This is a genomic window from Mucilaginibacter rubeus (genome assembly GCF_014643835.1).
GTDB lineage: Bacteria > Bacteroidota > Bacteroidia > Sphingobacteriales > Sphingobacteriaceae > Mucilaginibacter > Mucilaginibacter rubeus.
Genome location: NZ_BMKD01000008.1, coordinates 240,462 through 260,286 on the forward strand (window position 1 = coordinate 240,462; position 19,825 = coordinate 260,286).

Here is a 19,825-nt window from a genome sequence, read left to right on the forward strand (position 1 = left end):
CTCAGGTTTTTGTTATGGCTTCTTCCAGATTATACATGGTATCAACCACTTTCATCATAGCTGCGAGGGTTATTTTATCCAAATTGGCCGGTACCGGGTATTCGCCCACGGTTAGCAATTTTTCGGCATCGGCCTTTTTCATGGTTTTTAGTTCATCTGTATAGTACGAAGTTAAAATAGCCAGTTCTTTTTCCTGCGGATGGCGGCAGAGGATCAAGCGGAACGCTTTGGTGATCTTTGCTGTCGGCGTGCTTTTATCCTGCAAAAGCTTTGCAGCTAAAACCCTCGCACTTTCCAATACGGTTGGGTCATTGAGCATTACCAGGGCCTGTAATGGTGTATTGGTACGCAGGCGTTTTACCTCGCACTGGTCGCGGTTGCTGGCATCAAAAATACCTAAGGATGCTGGCGGAACGGTACGTTTAATTAGGGTATACATTCCCCTGCGGTACAGGTTAGGCCCATGCACCTGTTTGTAATTTGCCAAAATCCCCCTGCCCGAGGTGGCATTTTCCCAAAGGCCTGGCGGCTGGTAAGGGTTAACACTCGGGCCGCCAATGGTTGGATTAAGCAGCCCGCTGCTGGCCAGCACCAGGTCACGAACAAATTCGGCAGGTAAACGGCCCCTTGGGCCCCGGGCTAATAAAGTATTATCCGGATCTCCCTTCAGTTTTTCGGGTGTGGCCGCTGCCGATTGCCGATAAGTGGCCGACATTACCATCTGTTTTACCAGCCGTTTAATATTCCAGCCATGATCGCGGAAATCAACCGCGAGCCAGTCAAGCAATTCCGAATGCGACGGCAGATCTCCCTGCATACCGAAATCTCCAGAGCTTTTTACGATGCCCTTGCCGAAAAACTCCTGCCACATTTGGTTTACAAATACACGTGCGGTAAGCGGGTTATTTTTGTTGAATAGCCATTCGGCCAAACCCAGGCGGTTTTTTGGGTAGTTATTGGTAAATGGCAAAATGGATTTGGGCGTACCGGCCTGCACCTCATCGCCATGGGCATCGTAGTTGCCTCGTTTGAGGATGTATGTCGGCCGCACCTTGTCACTATCCGTCATGATGGATACGATGAGCTTATCGGTATCGCGCTTGTTCACAAAAGTCAGGATCTTTTTAACATCGTCGTTACTGATCTGCATCATCGGATTTTTGGCGTAGGTTTCGGGCCCACCCACGGTTGATTGCAAGCCCACTTCTTTCACATTATTAAAAAAGGCATAAACCTGGTAGTACTCTTTTTGCGAAAAAGGGTCGTATTTGTGATCATGACAATGCGCGCATTCAAGCGTGACGCCCAACATGGCCTTGCCGAAGGTATTGGTTCGGTCGGTTACATAACTTACCCGGTATTCCTCATCAATTACGCCGCCTTCTTCGGTTATTTTGTGGTTGCGGTTAAAGCCCGTAGCCAGCAACTGCTCCTTAGTGGCGTTTGGTAGTTGATCGCCCGCCAGCTGCCAGGTAATGAATTTATCATATGGCAGGTTTTCGTTATAGGCATGGATCACCCAGTCGCGCCATGGCCATTGGGTGCGGTAATTATCATCCTGATAACCGTGCGAGTCGGCATAGCGGGCAACATCCAGCCAGTGCAGCGCCATTTTTTCGCCGTATTGCGGAGCTGCCATCAGCTTGTCCACCATTTTTTCGTAAGCATTGGCGCTTTTATCGGCTAAAAACTCATCCATTAAAGCAAGGGATGGCGGCAGACCGGTCAAATCGAGTGAAATGCGTTTCAGCAGGCGTTCTTTATCCGCTTCGGGATTAGGCTCCAGGCTGGCCTGCTCCATTTTTTGCAGTACGAAATTATCGATAGCATTTTTAGGCCATGCCGTGTTTTTAACCTGCGGAACCGGGTAATTTCGCGGAGCGACAAAAGCCCAGTGCTTTTCATATTTGGCGCCCTGTTTTATCCATTTGTGAATGAGTTCAACCTCATAGGGCGATAATCTCTTAAGATTGGATGATGCCGGCGGCATCTGCTCGGTAGTATCTTTGGTAGAGATTCGGCGATAAACCTCCGATTGCATAGGATCTCCGGGCACAAGCGCGTGCGAAGATGGGTTATCTTTTAATGCCTTATAGGCGCTCTCCGGAAGATCAAGCCTAAGGTCGGCTTCACGATGAGAAGCATCAGGGCCGTGGCATTTATAGCACTTGTCTGAAAGTATTGGGCGGATATTAAAGTTGTAGCTGATGGTATCGGGCACCTGTTCTTCGGCTATCCCGCCGGATGAATGGCAGGAATAAAGCGTGTACAGCATGCAGATGGCTATTGTAAGCCACACATAATACAACTTCCGGTACATGGGTTTAAAATTGGTTAAACAGAAATTAAAGTTATATAATTTATAGCACAATTTGCAAATACATATTTATGTACTCAAATTGATTTAGCGGGGGCAATATAGCATGAAAAATGATATGTTCATACATTTTGTACAAATGTTTTAACATACGCGCAAAGGAGGGCATTTTTAAAAGAATAAAAACGGAATAGCCGATGAACAATAAATTGAATTTGACCGGCTAATATTTGTTTTTTTAATGTAAAGGAGCAATGTTCTGATTGATCATCTTTTCCAACTTTTTAATATCCCGGTAAACGATATATAAAGGGATGATCCCAAAAATACCGAAGCAGCAGTCAATGAACCGCCAGTAAACGGGGATACCGCGGATTGGGCCGGCAATAAAGGCCAGCGGGAACACCATTACACAGGCGATCATGCCAAACTCAATTATCCAAATGTTTTTAACCGGATCTTTCAGCGGGCCAACAAATGCCATAGCAATAACAAGGTGACCGAAAGCCAGCCAGTCGGTACCATACGCCAGGTAAGGATAGTTTTGATTGGTTGTTTTTACAGCGAGATAAACATTGGTTAGCCAGTTCTGCATAAATCCCGGAAATACGGAGGCATGATTAGCAAGCCAGGCAAGCTCAGTTTCGATAGGGAAAGCGGTTACACCACTTAGTACCAGACCGATGATAAATACAATTACCCAGGTTTTTATTTTTTTGCGAAGTTCAGGTTCGGTTTTCATAACAAGGGCAAGTTAGGGAATTTGGTGGCATATTCTCCCTTTAGGGGTTAGTGAGCGCAATACTTTTTTATAAAATTATCGGCTTTATCGCTGCCTATGTTGCGGATAAAATTCCAGTCATGGCAGGCACCTTCTGTGTCGCCTTGTTTAAATTTTTCGCCGGCCTGGCTTAGTACATCATTTATAAAATCATCATCGTAGCCAAGTTGTTTTTTGAGGTTAATAATGATAGCCTCTTTGGTGGTATCGGCCTTGCCTTTGTATTTGTTGCTGTAGTAATTGGTAACCGCGTTTTCCAGCTCCTGCTGAGCTTTATAGCTGGCAATAGCGCTTTGCATATCGCGGATGCTGGCTGGGCCACAACGTGCGGGATCAGGGTCAAAACGGATGGGTTGAACGATATTGGTTTTAAGATTATATCCCGCCGGGACTACCCACTGGCCCGATGTAAGTTTAATAACCCTCAAAGCTTCGTCGTCGAGGTCGATACCGGGGCCATCCTGTATTTTTGCATCATGTACCATACCATCTTTATCAACCATAAACGAAACATTGATGGTTCCCGAAATACAATTTTGCCGCGAGTATTCAGGATAAATGATCTTTGTCTTCAGGAAATCGTTAAACGCCTGCTGTCCGCCTTTAAACGCAGGCTGCTGGGCAAGCAAATAACCCGCTGTAAAAATGATGAACGCGATATGGAGACAAAGCGCTTTAAGCATAGTATAAATATCGACAATAAATTGCGGATTATGTTTAGATAGCCTTAGAAAGAATTGTGGCTGAGTAACTAAACGGATAGTCATATTGGTTTCAGTACCCCATTTGCAAGCGGCTTACCAATCAACTTGCTGTCATTGGCTTACTACCTATTTTATATGTATAACTAAATCCAAAATAGAAGATCCGAATTCCCAAATCAAAGTACCTGGTTAAACTCCAACCGTTCGCCATCCGGCCCGGTGATGTTGAAATATTTGCAGCCATTTTTCCAGAATTGTAAAAACACGGGCTCTGGTTCGATCACGTTGAAGCCAGCTTCTTTAATAGTTTTAAAGGCGAGGTTGATATCATCAACATCAAAGGCTACGTGATCAATGTGCCCGTTTGATCTTGAACGGATCTCGGCCAGCGAAGCTTCAGGCAATTGGTAAAGCTCCATGATCATATTGCCGCGCTGCATCATAACGCAGGTGCCGGTACCGCTGTTATCGGTAAAAGGGGCTTGCATTACATTGTGAAAGCCCAGTCTGGCGTAAAATTGTTGTGATGCTTCAATATTGGTTACCGGCACGCCGATATGTTGTATTCCGTTTATTGCTAAATTTATATGATTGCTCATGCTGATAATCAGTTGTTTATTATGGATTTAATGTATGTTTAAACACTCGGTAACAGATATGGTTGGCAACGCCGGCAAAATAAATATGCAGTAATTATCATCCATCCATCATTTTACACAAGCTTAACACATTTGATGTAAATTGCAGTTAAACTTGCACCAATTAAAACATATTAATGAAGATCGGAATTGTTTGTTACCCAACCTTTGGCGGAAGCGGGGTTGTTGCCACTGAACTTGGTAAAGCCCTTGCAGACCGTGGTCACCAAGTTCATTTTGTGACCTATAACCAGCCGGCGCGGTTGGATCTCTTTTCCGAAAACCTGTTTTATCACGAAGTTTCGGTTTCCAACTATCCGCTGTTCGATTTTCCGCCGTACGAGCTGGCCCTGGCAAGCAGGCTGGTTGATGTGGTGCGTCATGAGCAATTGGATGTACTGCATGTGCACTATGCTATACCCCATGCTTCGGCTGCGTTTATGGCCAAGCAAATATTAATGACCTATGGCATTTACATCCCGGTGGTAACTACGCTGCACGGCACAGATATTACGTTGGTTGGTAAAGACCGTACCTTTAAACCGGTTGTTACTTTTTCCATTAACCAAAGTGATGGTGTAACAGCCGTATCGCAAAACCTTAAAGAGGATACCTATAAGTTTTTTGATATTAAGAAGGATATCCTCGTGATCCCTAACTTTATTGACCTTAGCAGGTTCAGCCTTAAACCTAAAGATCATTTTAAGAAAGCGATTGCACCTTCGGGCGAAAAAATCCTGGTGCATACCTCCAACTTCCGTAAGGTTAAACGTACCGAAGACGTAGTGAAGATTTTTGCTAAAGTGATTAAAAAGATCCCGTCGAAACTACTGATGGTAGGCGACGGCCCCGAACGTTCCATGTGCGAGCAGCTTTGCCGTGATTTGGGCGTTACCGATAATGTACGCTTTTTAGGTAAACAGGATGCTGTTGAAGAGATCCTTTCTGTATCCGATTTATTCCTGATGCCATCGCAATCAGAAAGTTTTGGCTTAGCGGCTCTTGAAGCTATGGCTTGTAAAGTGCCGGTGATCAGCAGTAATGCCGGTGGTTTGCCCGAATTAAATATTGATGGTGTAACAGGCTTTTTGAAAGAGCCAGGAGATGTAGAAGGTATGGCAGAAAAAGCAATATTTATTTTGGAGGATGAAGAACGTTTAGCTAAATTTAAAGAAAATGCACTGGCACACGCCAAAGAGTTTGAATTATCTACCATTTTGCCCAAATATGAAAACTTTTATCTTGAGGTAATTGAGCAAAATAAAGCTAAGCTGTTTAACCAACAGTTGTAATAAACCTGATACAATTCAAAAAATATTCTTAAAAAGTTAAATTTTATCGGTTTCGTTAATTAATTTAGTTTTTCACTCCTAAAAGTTAAAACTTATGGCAAAGCACACACTAAAAAGCGGACAACTCCTTAAGTACATCGGAAAGAAATGGAAAAACCTGCACATTGGTCATCCATTAAAATTTATGGGGTACGATGAGAATAGTTTCGCCGACATCTGGGTGGAATACCAGGGTAAATTAATGCTTCTGGCACTTAAGGATGTGGAAACACTAAGCGTTGCTTAAGTAAATAACTTGAGCCGGTCTGTTCAAAAGACAAGGGAAAATAGCCTTACTCATGCATACGTGCTAAGTAAGGCTATTTTATTTTTAGCGAAAAGAAACCTATATTAGCGTCACAAAAGGAAATGGTGTCTTCCTACTTAACCGCCCTAAAAAGCTGATGGCGCCTACAGACAATTAACTCACGGGCTTTTATCCTGTGCTAATTTTTTGTGGGTACATAAATATCAGCAACATGCAAAATCAAAACCAACTTTTTTCTTCGCAACATTTCGCAATTCTTAAAAACGCCCTCCGGTGGACGGTCATTATCATCCCCATAGCTGTTGTTATTGGCAGCGCGGTTGCCTTATTCTTGTGGTTGTTGAGTTGGGCTATCCATTTTAGGTTTGCACATAACTGGCTGTTGTATTTGCTGCCGTTGGCAGGTATCGCGATATTTTTCATTTATAAATTTTTTGGTGGTCCGGCCGAAAAGGGGAATAATTTAATTATTGATGAAATCCATAACCCCGGTGGCGGGGTCCCTAAGCGTATGGCCCCACTGGTGCTGATTACTACTATTATTACTCATTTGTTTGGCGGCTCGGCCGGGCGCGAGGGAACGGCGGTACAAATGGGCGGCAGCTTAGCCCAAATGATAGGCAAATGGCTTATGCTTAATGAAGCTGATACCCAAACAGTACTTACCGCGGGCATAGCGGCGGGTTTCGGTGCGGTATTTGGTACGCCGTTAACTGGTGCTGTTTTTGCAATGGAGGTGCTGACGATAGGCCGGGTGCAATATAATGCGCTGCTGCCATGTCTTATTGCGGGCATTGCCGGCGATATTACGGTGGCCGCCTGGGGTGTTCATCATACGCCTTATCATATTGATATTATCCCTGTTATCCCGCATTGGTTTTCAGGCTATGTTTCAACCGACCTGTTAATGATCTTCAAAACTATAGTAGCTTCTATCGCTTTCGGGCTGGTCAGTTACCTTTTTGCCAAAATGGTACATGGCATCAAAAGTTTTTTTACACAATACATCAAAACGCCCTGGTTGATCCCGTTTATTGGCGGGCTGATCATTATCGCGCTTACTTTTGTTAATGGCAAACCCGATTACCTAAGTTTAGGGGTAGATGCCGAACATGCTGGTGCTGTTACAATCCCTTCAGCTTTTCATGCCGGCGGTGCCGATACCTGGAGCTGGCTCTGGAAAACCATTTACACTACCGTAACCTTAGGTACAGGTTTTAAGGGCGGAGAGGTAACACCGCTGTTTTATATTGGCGCTACTTTGGGTAACACTTTATCCGGTTTACTTGATGCGCCGGTTAGCCTTTTTGCCGCTTTAGGTTTTATAGCGGTTTTTGCAGGCGCAACTAATACCCCGCTGGCCTGTACTTTTATGGGTATAGAGCTTTTTGGTGGCGAACACGCCCTGTTGTTTGCCGTGGCCTGTTTCACAGCCTATCTTTTCAGCGGGCATACGGGTATATATGGCTCCCAAAGAATTGGAGTTACTAAGTTAACCGGTGGACCGGCCGATGACAAAACGCTTTCGGAAGCAATGAAAAGGCGCGGATATTTATATCATAAGCTGGCAAAATATAGTTTCCTTAAAGCGAAGGAATAAGCATTATTTAGTGGCGGTAACCACAATGTAAGGAGATAATAGCTTTGATTCTACCGGGATGATTTTGGTAAAAACCTTGCCTGCTACCCACACCAGTTTGGTGATGGCTTTAGCTATGGCAGGCTTGTTAGCCTTATCTTCCAGCCAAACCGAAAATTTGCCGTAATAATATGCCTCAACATTTTTTAAGCCAAGTTCCTTGCAATAGCTGGCCAGTAATGGAGGGTTCATACTATTGATGTTGTGTTTTTCGTAGTTATTAAGGTCGTAGTTGCGTTGTACCCATCCGTTAACACCGGTAAAGTTAGGCAGGGTAATAAACAGTGTGCCTCCCGGTTTAAGGAAAGAGAGGTGTTTTTCAATAATGCCTTTGGTATCATTAAAATGCTCTATCAATCCGCATGAAAGTACCAGGTCATATTCGGTTTCGGGTTGGTATTTGAACAGGTCGCCTTCAATAACCGCGATGTCCCGATCATTAAGCTGATTGGCATCCAGTACTTCCTTCAAAACTTTTGGGTGCACATAAAAATCGAACAGCGTAGTTTTTAACCCGAAATACTTCTTCAAAAAAATGGCAAAATAACCCGGAAAACCCCCAAGCTCAATAGCCGACGCCGGTTTGTTGGTATCGATAATGCTTTTTAGCAGCTTATGAAAAGTATAATTAGCCGGCACATTAAAAGCCAGGTCTTTTTTTGATTCCCAGTAACCGGCCCAAAATGCCTTGTCGGTGAGTTCGTTGCTCATGGGTGCAAAGGTATAAAAAGTAGGCAGTTTCCGGTTGGCGGTTTTCAGTTGGCAGTTTTCATTGTGCAGTAAGCAGTATTTAATAAATGGGAATGTTTAACAACTTACAGTCGCCAACAGAGCACTGCCAACTGCTTACTGTAAACTCTTAAAACTATACCCTTCCTTACTCCAAACCTCCAAAGCCCGCGGCAGTACATACTCCAATCGATCAAAAGCTTTGATGCTGTCATGAAATACTACCATCGATCCTGCTTCAGTATATTTAAGCACTCCTTTTAGGCAATCTTCAGGTTTAAGGGCCGCATCAAAATCGCCGCTGAGCACATCCCACATAAAAATATTTAGATTGGGTCTCGCTGCTTTCAGCGCCCGGATCTGCTCCCTTTTGATCCTTCCGTACGGAGGACGAAACAACGGCGTATCCAGCAATTTATCGGCCTGTAAAAAATTATCAAGATAGGTTTGCGTATCGGTTTTCCAGCCTTTTAGGTGGTTAAAAGTATGGTTGCCTATGGCATGGCCGCCGGCTTTTACCTGTTCAAAAATATCGGGGTGCTTGCGTACATTGTCGCCAATGCAAAAAAAGGTGGCTTTGGCATTGTATTGTTTTAAAATATTTAATACAGCCGGTGTAACAATTGGTATAGGGCCGTCGTCAAAAGTGAGATAAATGCAACGGTCAGTTGATTTTATATCCCAGGTAAGTTGGGGATAAAGCTTTTTCAGCAGCCAGGGAGTTTTAACCAGGTACATACAGATGAGGTAGTTTGTGTTTTATCCCTATTAACAACATTTAACAAAAATAAACACTGCAATGTAATGAACAGTTGCTTACCATTGTATAGAAAAACCTTATGAAACTAAAATTATTACTATCAGTTAAAGCAACGCTCATTTGCACAATTATATTTTCGGTATGCAGCTTTAATGCCGGCGCGCAGGAAGTAATAGGCTTGCAAAAGGCAGTAGACCTGGCCCTTGAACGTAATCTTACTATTAAACAAGCCGAGTTCACAGCTGCCATCACCAACGAAGATCTTAAACAGTCGAAATATAATCAACTGCCAAATTTAGCAGTAAGCCCACAGGGCTCATTCAACTTTGGCCGTAATATCGACCCTTCAACCAACCAGTTCAGCAACCAGCGTATTTTGGCGGTAAGCGGTAACTTCACCTCACAAGTTACCCTCTTTCAGGGCGGACAATTGCGTAATACGGTAATCCAGAATAAGATTTTGCTTGATGCCGATAAAACCAACGTTGCCAAAGTAAAAAACGACCTGATATTGAACGTGGTTACTACATACTTGCTGGTGTTGACCAACCAGGATCTGGTAACAGCCGCCCAGCAGCAGATTGATGTATCCAAAATAGCTTTGGATCGCGCTCAGAAAGGATTTGATGTAGGTAATCAAACTCTTGCCGATCTGTCGCAGGCAAAAGCGCAGCTCTCGACCAACGATCTGAACTATACCAATGCCGAGAATCAACTGGAGCAATCGCTCCTGACCCTAAAGCAATATATGGAGATGGATCCCGGCACTGATATTAGAGTTGAAAGGCCCGACATCAGTAAGTTAAACAATGTGAAAACTGTATATGATGCCCAGGAAGTTGTAAAAACCGCTCTTGCAGTAAACCCCGATGTACTACTGGCCGAACAGCGCCAAAAAGCTGCGGCGCAGGGTGTTAAAATAGCAAAGGGAAATTATTATCCGTCGGTGGTTTTGTTTGGTGCTGCCGGCTCTTATTTTTCTGATGCCAAGAATACGCCTTTTGGCGCTACACCAACCGGTAAATTTGATACTGTTGGCTTTGTTCAAAACTCGCAGCAGGCGGTTGTAGTACCTAATTACAAAGTAGGCTTCAAGAGCAACCCCTTTTTCAGGCAACTGAGTGACAACTTTAACCAATCGGTGGGAGTAAGCTTGCAGGTCCCTATTTTCAATAGGTTCTTGTCTCGCACTGCGGTACGGAAAGCAAAACTGCAAAACCAAAATGCCGAAGTAACTGCGCAGCTGGCGCGGAATAACCTGAGTAAAATCATTTACCAGGCAGTATGGGATTTGCAGGCCGCCGATAAGCGTTATGCATCGGCGACACAGACCTACAATGCCAATAAAGATGCGTTTAATATTATCCAGCAACGCTATACAGTAGGTTTGGTTAACTCGCTTGATTATAATACATCGTTAACCAACCTTAACAAATCGCAGTTTGATATGATTGAGGCGCAATACCAGGTGATTTTCAGAAGCAAAGTCATTGACTATTATTTAGGTAACCCTATAACACTTTAATAAAATCTTAACCGTAAAATATCCAAATTCACCGTCATGGGAAAAACTACTAAATATATTCTGATAGGTCTTGGCGCACTGATTGTCCTGCTGATCATTGCTAAGGTTACGGGCCTGATAGGCAAGCCCGCGCTAACCCAGGTAGCTACCGAAAAGGCCGAAACACGCGAAATAAATGAAACCGTATCGGCCAGCGGAAAGATCAAACCACATGTTGAGGTTAAGATAAGCCCCGAAGTATCGGGCGAGGTGGTTGAACTGCCAATAAAAGAGGGTGATGTGGTTAAAAAAGGCCAATTGCTTTGTAAGATCAGGCCCGACATTTTAAAGTCAGGTTATGACCGGGCTATCGCATCGTACAATACCCAAAAAGCAAGCGTAGGTAATTCAAGCCAGATGCTTAAACAAGCCGAAGCTACTTATGCTAACCAGGCCGGTATTTACAAGCGCAGTAAAGAGCTTTATGATAAAAAAGTGTTAACGGTTTCGGAATTTGAAAATGCCAAAGCTGCTTATGAAGGCGCTAAAGCATCGCTTGAAGCTGCCAAACAAAATGTGGTAGGCTCGCAATATGGCCTGGCACAATCACAGGCATCAGTTAAGGAAGCGCAGGATAACCTCGCGAAAACAACTATTTACTCGCCGGTTGACGGGGTGGTTTCAAAGCTATCTGTTGAAAAAGGTGAGCGTGTTTTGGGTACCCAGCAATTTGCCGGTACCGAAATCATGACTATATCTGATCTGAGCAAAATGGACGTGAATGTTGACGTGAATGAAAATGACATCAACCGCATCTCCCTTGGCGATTCATCAAAAATTGAAGTTGACGCGTTTTTAGGCAAGAAATTTACCGGTGTGGTAACTGAAATAGGCAGTTCGGCAAACGTGGTAGGTACATCTGCCGACCAGGTAACAAACTTTACTGTAAAAGTGAGGATCAATGCCGATTCATATGCCGCCCTGTTAAAGAAAACAGCCGATAATCCATCACCTTTCCGTCCGGGGTTAACAGCCACTGTTGATATCAGCACCAATTCGGCCAAAGCTCTGTCGGTACCAATCCAATCGGTAACCACCCGCGAGGAAAAGAAAGAAAATAACGGTCCGCCGAAAGCTGATGAGGATAAGAGTAAACCACAAATCAGCCCGGTAGCCAAAGAATACGTATTTGTACTAAACGCAGGTAAGCTTAAACAGGTACAGGTAACTACGGGTATCCAGAACGATAGTTACATCCAGATCTTATCCGGCCTTAAAGGTGGCGAAGAAGTTGTATCAGCTCCATATTCGGCTATTTCAAAAACGCTTAGCGATGGGCAAGCTGTTCAGAAAGTAGATAAGTCAAAATTATTTAACGCTGATAATACTAAGTAATTGATATGCATATGTGCAGGATTCAAATGTGCATATCAATTAGATTTTCAGACGCCCGGTTTCGCCGGGCTTTTTTGTGAATGGAATTTCCGATGATTTAAACACTCGTAAAAAAGCGCGAATTTAAGTTGAACAGTTGTCAAGGTCGGGCCCTCGAAGCGTGGACAGAATGCCAGCGTGCAACCCTTCGGCAACTATTATATAGTAACTTACCGGCAATTTAAAAAAGCATATAACTCACATGCTTCAACACCTGGCGTAATTTTTCGAGGGCGATGCTCATCTGGCGTTCAACTGTTTTGGGGGAGATATTGAGCTGCATGGCAATTTCGCGATATTTCATATCGCTGAAACGGCTCAATACAAAAATCTCGCGGCATTTTTCGGGAAGGGTGGCTATGGCAGCTTCTATCTGCAGGGCGAGTTCTTTTTCCTCCAGTCCGTTTTCGAGCGTATTGCGCAGTTCATCAAACAGGTTGTTTTTTTCGAGGTAATTAACGTAAAGGTTTTCTATCTTCTGGCGTTTGAGGTAGTTGAGGCTTCGGTTTTGCACCATTTTAAAAAGATAGGAACTTACTGATGAGCAAAAATTGACCTCATGCCCGCGCTCCCACAGGTGGGTGAATACATCGGCAGTAATTTCTTCGGCAACGGTTAAATCGTTTACAAAACGATTGGAGAACAAGGTTAAGCGGGTATAGTATAGCCTGAACAGGGTTTCAAACGTTTTCGCGTCACCCTGTGTAAATGAGGTTATAGGTAGTTTGTTTTCCTGGATCATTAATCCCGCCTTTAATTAATCCGAATACTTTTTAAAAAACTTTAACAAGTTACAGAGTTTTTCATTCTGTATCAAATTTAATATGGAAATAATGAAAAGCTAAACACAAACATTCTGTAAAAAAACAGTTACGCGTAATATGAAGGGGACGTTCAGGTTACTCGCCGAATAAAATTGAAAAATATTTCTTTTCGTTTTGAGGGTATCTGTTTTGTTGATTGTCTTAACGATAATATTACAAATGGATAACGAAGAAGTAAAACTACTGTTGGTAAAATACATAACCGGCGAAGCTACCTTGCAGGAGCTTGAGCAGGTTAAACAATGGATAAGTGCGCACCCCGAAAACGAGCAGTATTTTGTACAACTGTATGAAACCTGGCATAACATGCTTTACCTGCAGCCAGCGGTTGTAAATAAAGATAACGCCTATAATAAACTTTCGACTGGTATGGAACCAGCGGAGCCGTCGCGCTATGCAAGGCTGATCACCTGGGGCAAAGTGGCAGCGGCTATTGCTTTACTGGCAGCGGTTACGGCTACCTTATATAACAGGTATTCAAAAAATGCAGAAAGCGTAAGGCAAATAGCCGCTAACCCTGGCGCCATTAAAAAAATTGTTTTGAGCGATGGCACACAGGTTTGGCTTAATGCGGACAGTAAGCTTAATTATACGGCCGATTTTGGTAAAACAACGCGTACCGTTTACCTGGAAGGCGAAGCGTTTTTTGATATCGCTCCCGGGAAAAAGACAATCCCTTTTATTGTAAATACGAAAAACTATACCATAAGGGACATAGGTACAAAGTTTAATCTTAAGGCCTATGCCTCCGACCCGTTCTTTGAAACCACAGTAGTAAAAGGCGAGGTATCTGTAGAGGGAAATATAGATAACAATGCGCATGAAATGAGCCGGATTTATGTAAAGCCGCGGCAGGTGCTCCGCATTTATTATCATCCCAAAAAAGAAAACTATAGCTATACCACACCAGATCCAAAAAGCCTGAATGAGATCCAGGTATCGGAGATTGATTCGGCAAAGCTTGACCGTTATGATGGCTGGAAGGAAAACCTGCTGGTATTTGACGGCGCTACCCTTAGCGAAATAGCTAAAGTGCTTGAACGCAGATATAATGTAACCATCAACATGACCGATGCCGAACTGAGCAGTATCCGCTATTCGGGCAGTTTTAAAAATATCCAAAGCATCGAAAAAGTGCTGGCTATTATAAAAGCTAATACCGCTATCAATTATTCGGTAAACGGCAATACAGTAAACATTACACGAAACAACAATAATGATTAACGACTAAAAAAACAAAAAGGAAACTATGATCAAAAACTAACATTCTCTTTTACATAAAAAACCCGGATGTGCTACCAACACGCCCGGGCCTAAAGCAATCAAAGCTAATACCCTACGCTTGGGGAAGCATCGTATTAACTGATTAACAAACAAATTTATGATTAATTTTTACAGAAAGTCCGCTCTGGCCGCCGGCCCGTGGCAAAAAACGATCAAAATTATGAAGCTGGTAACCGTTCTGCTCTTAACGGGCATTATGCAAATACACGCTGCCGCTTATTCACAAAACGTTTACAACTTTAGTGTAAACAATATTTCTGTTAAGCAAATGTTTAAGCAAATTGAAAAAAACAGTAAATACACCGTTTTTTACAGGCTTGACCAGGTTGATGTCGACAAGAAAATAAACGTGGATGTGCAGGACGCGCCTATTGAAACCGTAATGCAGAAGGTGCTGCAAAAACAGCCTTTAACCTTCCAGGTGGTTGATGATATCATCATTATAAAACCTGCCGATGCAAAACCTGTTGTCACGGTAACTGTAACAGGTGTGGTTAAAGACATTAACGGGCAGCCTTTACCGGGTGTAAGTGTAAAACTCAGAGGCAGTAATTTAGGTACGGTTACCAATGTTGATGGTAAATACAGCCTTACCCTGCCCGATGGTAGCGGCACACTTGAATTTGGTTTTTTAGGCTTTACCACACAGGTTATTCCGGTAAACGGACAAACAACCATTAACGTAACTTTGCTTGAAGAGTCAAAAGCGCTGAACGAGGTGGTTGTGGTTGGTTATACCACGCAGAAAAAGAAAGACCTTACCGGCGCCGTTGCGGTAGTTAATGTTAAAGATCTCAACAAACAGGCATCGTCATCAGTAAACTCGCAATTGCAAGGCCAGGCATCGGGCGTTACCGTTACCGGATCAGGACAACCCGGTGAAGAGCCGCAGGTACACATCAGGGGTTTTAATACTTTCGGAAATAATACTCCCTTATACGTAGTTGACGGTGTGGAAACATATGATGTAAGCACGCTGAACCCTAATGATGTGGAGACCTTCCAGGTGTTAAAAGACGCAAGTTCGGCATCAATATATGGTGCAAGGGCGGCAAACGGCGTTATCATCATCACTACCAAACGGGGTAAGGGCAAAGTAAATATTCAATATGATGCCTACTACGGTACGCAAAGACCAAAAGGCGGCAATGTCTGGAATACCATTACGCCGCAACAAATGGCCGATCTGAAACTTACGGCTAAGAAAAATTCGGGCGATAACAGCATTAAAGATGCCTTGTACAACCCAACCGGTACTGGCTCGGCTTTTACACTGCCTGATTATATTACCCCGGCAGGTGCTAAAGAAGGTGACCCCTCTGTCGATCCATCAAAATACTACGTAAATCCTTTTTATACATCAGCTGCAGACCTTGGCAATTTTTACAGGATAACAAGGGCCAACAAAGCCGGTACCGACTGGTATCACGAGTTGTTTAAATCGGCCCCGATGAATAGTCACAATATATCGTTGAGCGGCAGTACTGATAACGCCAGCTATTTATTTTCCTTAAATTATTTTAACCAGCAAGGTACACTGATTGATACTTATCTTAAACGGTACACACTGCGCTCAAATACCACCTACAATGTAACTAAACACATCAGGGTGGGCGAAAACCTGGCTTATTCTATAACCAGGCAGCCGCAGGTAAATGACGGAACATCACATTCGCAGGTTAGCACTAATGACCCGGACGGCGTTATTGCACATGCCCTGCGCGAGCAACCTATCATTCCGGTTTATGATATTAAAGGTAACTACGCAGGCAGTTACGGCACAGGCCTCGGCGATGCCAACAACCCGGTTGCCATACAGGAGCGTACAAAAAACAACCAGTCAACAAGTTATCGTTTGCTTGGTAACGTATTTGCCGAAGCCGACATTATTCCCGGCCTTACCTTACGCACCAGTTTTGGCGGCGATATCATCAACAGCAACAATCATTCGTTTTCGTTCCCTACGTATGAAAACGTTGAAAACTCTTCAACAAATACTTACAGCGAAGGCTCAGACAACAGCTATACCTACAACTGGACCAACACCCTTAGCTATCAAAAAGTATTTGGCAAACACAATGTTAACATAGTGGTAGGTACCGAGGCCGTTGAAGATCACGACCGTTATGTTGGCGGCAGCATCCAGGGTTTTTACACTTTTGATCCTGATTATGTAAACCTGTCTACCGGTACTACCAATAAAAACACCTACAGCGGCAAATCTAACAACTCGTTATTTTCGGAGTTTGCCCGTTTAGATTATACTTATAACGACCGCTACCTGTTTAACGCCACTATCCGTCGTGATGGCTCATCAAAATTCCCGGTCGACCAACGTTACGGTTATTTCCCGGCATTCAGCGCAGGCTGGCGGATCTCGCAGGAAAACTTCATGAAAAATATTACCTGGCTTACCGACCTTAAGCTAAGAGGCGGCTGGGGTATTATGGGTAATCAGATCAATATGGGCAGTAAAGATGCTTACGTTACGTTCAGCAATGATATTGGCCAGTCGTATTATCCTATCGATGGTTCACTTAACCTGACCCCTGGCTTTTACCAGGATCAAACAGCCAACCCTCACGCGCTTTGGGAAAAAGATATTAACTCCAATTTTGGTTTTGATGCAACCTTATTTGGCGGCAAAATAGCCGTAACCGCCGATTACTATCGCAAAGACATTAAGGACTTGTTATTTAACGCTACCCAGTTAGGTACTGCGGGTAATGGTGCTTTCCCGGCACAAAACGTTGGTAAAATGAAAACCGATGGTCTTGACCTTTCTGTTACCGGCAACTTCAGGGCCAGCAGCGATCTGAGCTTTAATGCTACCGGTACTTTAACCACTTATAATAATAAAGTATTAAAAGTATCTGATGACAGGGATTACTTCCCCGGCTCGGCAACAAGCAGGTTTGATAACCCGATTACCCGCAGCCAGGTAGGTCATTCTTTAGGCGAGTTTTATGGCTACCAAATCATGGGCTTCTGGAATTCGCAGGCCGAAATTGACGCAGCCGACAAAGCTGTACAAACCCGCACCGGCGATCCGAATGCTTACTACCAATCAGATGTAAAGGTTGGCCGTTTCAGGTATAAAGACGTAAACGGTGATGGTGTCATTACCGATGCCGATCGTACTTTTATCGGTAATCCAAACCCGAAAGTTACTGCCGGTTTAAACCTGGGTGTAAACTATAAAAACTTTGATGCCAGCATATTCCTTTACGGCTCATTTGGCAATAAACTATGGAACAGCGTTAAATACTGGAGAGACTTCTATGCTTCATTCGGCACAGCAAAAAGCTATACCGCGCTTAACGATTCATGGACACCAACTCATCAAAATGCAAAGGCACCTATCCAGGAGCTCGACGCATCAACCAGCAGCGGCGCTACACCAAACTCATACTTTGTTGAAAATGGCACTTATGTGCGCATGCGTAACGCACAGGTTGGCTACACCTTTAACATTGCAGGGCTTAAAAAGGCAGGGATCCAAAAGTTAAGGATCTATGTATCGGCAACCAACCTGTTTACTTTAACAGGTTACAGCGGTGTTGATCCTGAACTAAGCGGCAACACCAAAGATTTTGGTATTGACGAGGGTAGCTACGCCAGCCCGCGCACCTTCATATTCGGAGTTAATTTTTCATTATAACAGCAATATTTAAACGGATTACAATGAAAGCTAAAAAACTTATTTCCATAGCGCTTTTAAGCACACTATCGCTTGGCGCGTGTAAAAAATCATATCTCGATAAGCCTATTAACGGCGCCCTCGAGCCTCAATTTCTCGAAACAGAATCAGGAGCTAATGAACTGCTTGTAGGTGCATATGCGGTGTTGGATGGTCAGCAGGGCGGCGATGCCGCTGTAGGCGGCGGCGGTGCCTGGGAAGCCTCGCCGGATAACTGGGTATATGGCGGTGTAGTAGGCGGTGATGCATCAAAAGGCAGTATTGCCGGCGATCAGCAACCGATAGAGCCGATGATGAAATACAACGCAGATGCCAGCAATGGTTTTTTTGACAGCAAATGGCGGGCCGATTACGAGGGGGTATCACGCACAAACAACACCATCAAAATAACCAATAAGGTTACTTCGATATCAGCCTCAAATAAAACTAATATACTGGCACAGGCCCGTTTCTTAAGAGCGCATTATTATTTCGACCTGAAAAAGATGTTCAATAATGTGCCTTATCTTGATGAAACAACAACCGACATTAATCAACCTAACAACACAGATATTTGGCCAAAGATTGAAGCGGATTTCAAATTCGCTTACGACAATCTGCCTAATACCCAAACCGAAGTTGGTCGCGCCAATAAATGGGCTGCCGGTGCATACTTAGGTAAAACATACCTGTACGAGCATAAATATGCTGAAGCAAAGGTTGTATTTGATGCGGTTATTGCGCAGGGTGTAACTTCCGATGGTAAAAAGTATGCACTTAACGCTAAATTCAACGACAATTTCAGAACAGCTACCAACAACAGCGCCGAATCTGTTTTTGCTGTTCAGGCTGCTGCCAATACCGATCCTAACGGCCCGTCGCAGGCAAACAACGGCGATATGCTTAACTTTCCGTACGGCAATAGCAGCCCGTTTAGCTGCTGTGGTTTTTACCAGCCATCAATTGACCTTGTAAATCATTTCCGCACCAATTCAACTACCGGCTTACCATATCTTGACGATTATAACAGTCACGCTATAAAAACAGATATGGGCCTGGCATCGGCCGACGATTATACTCCTGACGCCGGCACAATTGATCCGCGCCTTGACTGGACTGCTGGTCGCCGCGGGATCCCTTATCTTGACTGGGGCTTACATCCAGGAGCCGACTGGATCCGCGATCAGCAGTACGGCGGCCCTTATTCGCCTATCAAAAACGTTTACGGCCAGGCCGAGCAGGATGTAAACGGCGATAACACCTCGTGGGCGCCAGGCTCAGGCATCAATTATAACATTATTCGTTACGCCGATGTACTGTTAATGGCCGCTGAGGTCGAAGCACAGGTTGGGAGCCTGGATAAAGCCGAAAGCTATGTAAACATGGTGCGTAACCGCGCAGCTAACCCCGAAGGTTTTGTACATAAATACAAAGATAACGATGACCCTACAGCAGGTTTCACCACCCAGGCTGCTGCTAACTATAAGGTTAGCCCTTATCCCGGCGGTGCATTTGCCAATAAGGATTTTGCGCTTAAAGCCATTTATTTTGAGCGTAAAATTGAGCTTGCCATGGAAGGGCACCGCTTTTTTGACCTTGTACGCTGGGGCATTGCCGATACTGAGCTTAATGCTTACATAGCATATCAAAGTACGTTGACCAATGATGTAAAAGGAGGTAAATTCATTAAAGGTAAAAGCGAATATTTCCCGATACCGCTGGTAGAGATTGACTTAAGCGCCAAAGGTGGTACACCGCAATTGAAACAAAATCCGGGTTATCATTAATTAAAGCTAAAAGCAAAACGCGCAAAGCCGAAAGCTATTAAACTGGCGGCATTCGGTTTTGTAATGGCTTATAACTTACCGGGACAATATGCATTCCCGGTAAGTTTATTATATTGCCTTAACATCCCTGCTTCTGAAAAGCTGAT

At 43.9% G+C, this 19,825-nt stretch carries 15 protein-coding genes and 1 riboswitch; of the genes, 8 read left to right on the top strand and 7 right to left on the bottom strand.

Annotated features, from left to right (window positions below; genetic code table 11):
* Position 1: 1 nt before the first annotated feature.
* From IEX80_RS23390 to IEX80_RS23405, 4 genes are all read right to left on the bottom strand, one after another.
* Complete coding sequence (locus IEX80_RS23390; protein WP_188834329.1) at positions 2-2,320, bottom strand: PSD1 and planctomycete cytochrome C domain-containing protein; 2,319 nt, start codon at positions 2,318-2,320, stop codon at positions 2-4.
* Positions 2,321-2,555: 235 nt separating this feature from the next.
* The gene (locus tag IEX80_RS23395) at positions 2,556-3,059 is read right to left on the bottom strand and encodes a hypothetical protein (RefSeq protein WP_188834330.1); all 504 of its coding nucleotides are present in this window, start codon (positions 3,057-3,059) and stop codon (positions 2,556-2,558) included.
* Between the two features lie 47 nt (positions 3,060-3,106).
* Entirely contained in the window at positions 3,107-3,781 is a 675-nt protein-coding gene (locus IEX80_RS23400; protein WP_188834331.1) for an energy transducer TonB, read from the bottom strand.
* A 197-nt stretch (positions 3,782-3,978) separates the two neighbouring features.
* Complete coding sequence (locus IEX80_RS23405) at positions 3,979-4,401, bottom strand: VOC family protein (protein WP_090530694.1); 423 nt, start codon at positions 4,399-4,401, stop codon at positions 3,979-3,981.
* A gap of 176 nt (positions 4,402-4,577) precedes the next feature.
* Here IEX80_RS23405 and bshA point away from each other — a divergent pair, with 176 nt between their 5' ends.
* The 3 genes from bshA to IEX80_RS23420 all read left to right on the top strand — a co-directional run bounded on the left by bshA (position 4,578) and on the right by IEX80_RS23420 (position 7,639).
* Positions 4,578-5,732: an N-acetyl-alpha-D-glucosaminyl L-malate synthase BshA gene (gene bshA, locus IEX80_RS23410; protein ID WP_090530693.1), complete on the top strand. Its 1,155-nt coding sequence runs from the start codon at positions 4,578-4,580 to the stop codon at positions 5,730-5,732.
* A 94-nt stretch (positions 5,733-5,826) separates the two neighbouring features.
* Positions 5,827-6,018 carry a hypothetical protein gene (locus tag IEX80_RS23415; protein WP_090530691.1) on the top strand — a complete coding sequence of 64 codons (192 nt, stop codon included), beginning with the start codon at positions 5,827-5,829 and terminating at the stop codon, positions 6,016-6,018.
* Positions 6,019-6,127: 109 nt separating this feature from the next.
* Positions 6,128-6,192, top strand: a riboswitch (Fluoride riboswitch).
* A gap of 58 nt (positions 6,193-6,250) precedes the next feature.
* Positions 6,251-7,639: a voltage-gated chloride channel family protein gene (locus IEX80_RS23420; protein WP_188834332.1), complete on the top strand. Its 1,389-nt coding sequence runs from the start codon at positions 6,251-6,253 to the stop codon at positions 7,637-7,639.
* Between the two features lie 3 nt (positions 7,640-7,642).
* On the opposite strand, the gene IEX80_RS23425 is transcribed toward IEX80_RS23420, so the two are convergent.
* Both IEX80_RS23425 and IEX80_RS23430 read right to left on the bottom strand, forming a co-directional pair.
* Positions 7,643-8,389, bottom strand: a complete 747-nt coding sequence (locus IEX80_RS23425; protein WP_188834333.1) for a class I SAM-dependent methyltransferase — start codon at positions 8,387-8,389, stop codon at positions 7,643-7,645.
* 135 nt (positions 8,390-8,524) lie between these two features.
* Positions 8,525-9,145 (bottom strand): polysaccharide deacetylase family protein, encoded by a 621-nt coding sequence (locus tag IEX80_RS23430; RefSeq protein WP_188834334.1) that lies wholly within the window; start codon positions 9,143-9,145, stop codon positions 8,525-8,527.
* 101 nt (positions 9,146-9,246) lie between these two features.
* Here IEX80_RS23430 and IEX80_RS23435 point away from each other — a divergent pair, with 101 nt between their 5' ends.
* Both IEX80_RS23435 and IEX80_RS23440 read left to right on the top strand, forming a co-directional pair.
* Positions 9,247-10,692 carry a TolC family protein gene (locus IEX80_RS23435; protein ID WP_188834335.1) on the top strand — a complete coding sequence of 482 codons (1,446 nt, stop codon included), beginning with the start codon at positions 9,247-9,249 and terminating at the stop codon, positions 10,690-10,692.
* A gap of 36 nt (positions 10,693-10,728) precedes the next feature.
* A complete protein-coding gene (locus tag IEX80_RS23440; RefSeq protein ID WP_090530676.1) occupies positions 10,729-12,066 on the top strand; it encodes an efflux RND transporter periplasmic adaptor subunit in 1,338 nt (445 codons plus the stop codon).
* Between the two features lie 220 nt (positions 12,067-12,286).
* On the opposite strand, the gene IEX80_RS23445 is transcribed toward IEX80_RS23440, so the two are convergent.
* Complete coding sequence (locus IEX80_RS23445) at positions 12,287-12,847, bottom strand: RNA polymerase sigma-70 factor (RefSeq protein WP_090530673.1); 561 nt, start codon at positions 12,845-12,847, stop codon at positions 12,287-12,289.
* 241 nt (positions 12,848-13,088) lie between these two features.
* Between IEX80_RS23445 and IEX80_RS23450 the strand changes: the two genes are divergently transcribed.
* The 3 genes from IEX80_RS23450 to IEX80_RS23460 all read left to right on the top strand — a co-directional run bounded on the left by IEX80_RS23450 (position 13,089) and on the right by IEX80_RS23460 (position 19,679).
* On the top strand, positions 13,089-14,153 hold the full coding sequence (locus tag IEX80_RS23450; protein ID WP_090530670.1) for a FecR family protein: 1,065 nt from the start codon (positions 13,089-13,091) through the stop codon (positions 14,151-14,153).
* Positions 14,154-14,373: 220 nt separating this feature from the next.
* Positions 14,374-17,874: a TonB-dependent receptor gene (locus tag IEX80_RS23455; RefSeq protein WP_217633169.1), complete on the top strand. Its 3,501-nt coding sequence runs from the start codon at positions 14,374-14,376 to the stop codon at positions 17,872-17,874.
* Positions 17,875-17,897: 23 nt separating this feature from the next.
* Complete coding sequence (locus IEX80_RS23460) at positions 17,898-19,679, top strand: RagB/SusD family nutrient uptake outer membrane protein (protein ID WP_090530667.1); 1,782 nt, start codon at positions 17,898-17,900, stop codon at positions 19,677-19,679.
* The last annotated feature ends 146 nt before the right edge of the window (positions 19,680-19,825 follow it).

Bases quoted from the DNA above. Each gene is read 5' to 3' on its own strand.
- IEX80_RS23405 (WP_090530694.1), bottom strand. From the start codon at position 4,401: ATGAGCAATCATATAAATTTAGCAATAAACGGAATACAACATATCGGC.
- IEX80_RS23400 (WP_188834331.1), bottom strand. From the start codon at position 3,781: ATGCTTAAAGCGCTTTGTCTCCATATCGCGTTCATCATTTTTACAGCG.
- IEX80_RS23460 (WP_090530667.1), top strand. From the start codon at position 17,898: ATGAAAGCTAAAAAACTTATTTCCATAGCGCTTTTAAGCACACTATCG.
- IEX80_RS23450 (WP_090530670.1), top strand. From the start codon at position 13,089: ATGGATAACGAAGAAGTAAAACTACTGTTGGTAAAATACATAACCGGC.
- IEX80_RS23390 (WP_188834329.1), bottom strand. From the start codon at position 2,320: ATGTACCGGAAGTTGTATTATGTGTGGCTTACAATAGCCATCTGCATG.
- IEX80_RS23435 (WP_188834335.1), top strand. From the start codon at position 9,247: ATGAAACTAAAATTATTACTATCAGTTAAAGCAACGCTCATTTGCACA.
- IEX80_RS23420 (WP_188834332.1), top strand. From the start codon at position 6,251: ATGCAAAATCAAAACCAACTTTTTTCTTCGCAACATTTCGCAATTCTT.
- IEX80_RS23395 (WP_188834330.1), bottom strand. From the start codon at position 3,059: ATGAAAACCGAACCTGAACTTCGCAAAAAAATAAAAACCTGGGTAATT.
- IEX80_RS23415 (WP_090530691.1), top strand. From the start codon at position 5,827: ATGGCAAAGCACACACTAAAAAGCGGACAACTCCTTAAGTACATCGGA.
- bshA (WP_090530693.1), top strand. From the start codon at position 4,578: ATGAAGATCGGAATTGTTTGTTACCCAACCTTTGGCGGAAGCGGGGTT.
- IEX80_RS23430 (WP_188834334.1), bottom strand. From the start codon at position 9,145: ATGTACCTGGTTAAAACTCCCTGGCTGCTGAAAAAGCTTTATCCCCAA.
- IEX80_RS23440 (WP_090530676.1), top strand. From the start codon at position 10,729: ATGGGAAAAACTACTAAATATATTCTGATAGGTCTTGGCGCACTGATT.
- IEX80_RS23425 (WP_188834333.1), bottom strand. From the start codon at position 8,389: ATGAGCAACGAACTCACCGACAAGGCATTTTGGGCCGGTTACTGGGAA.
- IEX80_RS23445 (WP_090530673.1), bottom strand. From the start codon at position 12,847: ATGATCCAGGAAAACAAACTACCTATAACCTCATTTACACAGGGTGAC.
- IEX80_RS23455 (WP_217633169.1), top strand. From the start codon at position 14,374: ATGAAGCTGGTAACCGTTCTGCTCTTAACGGGCATTATGCAAATACAC.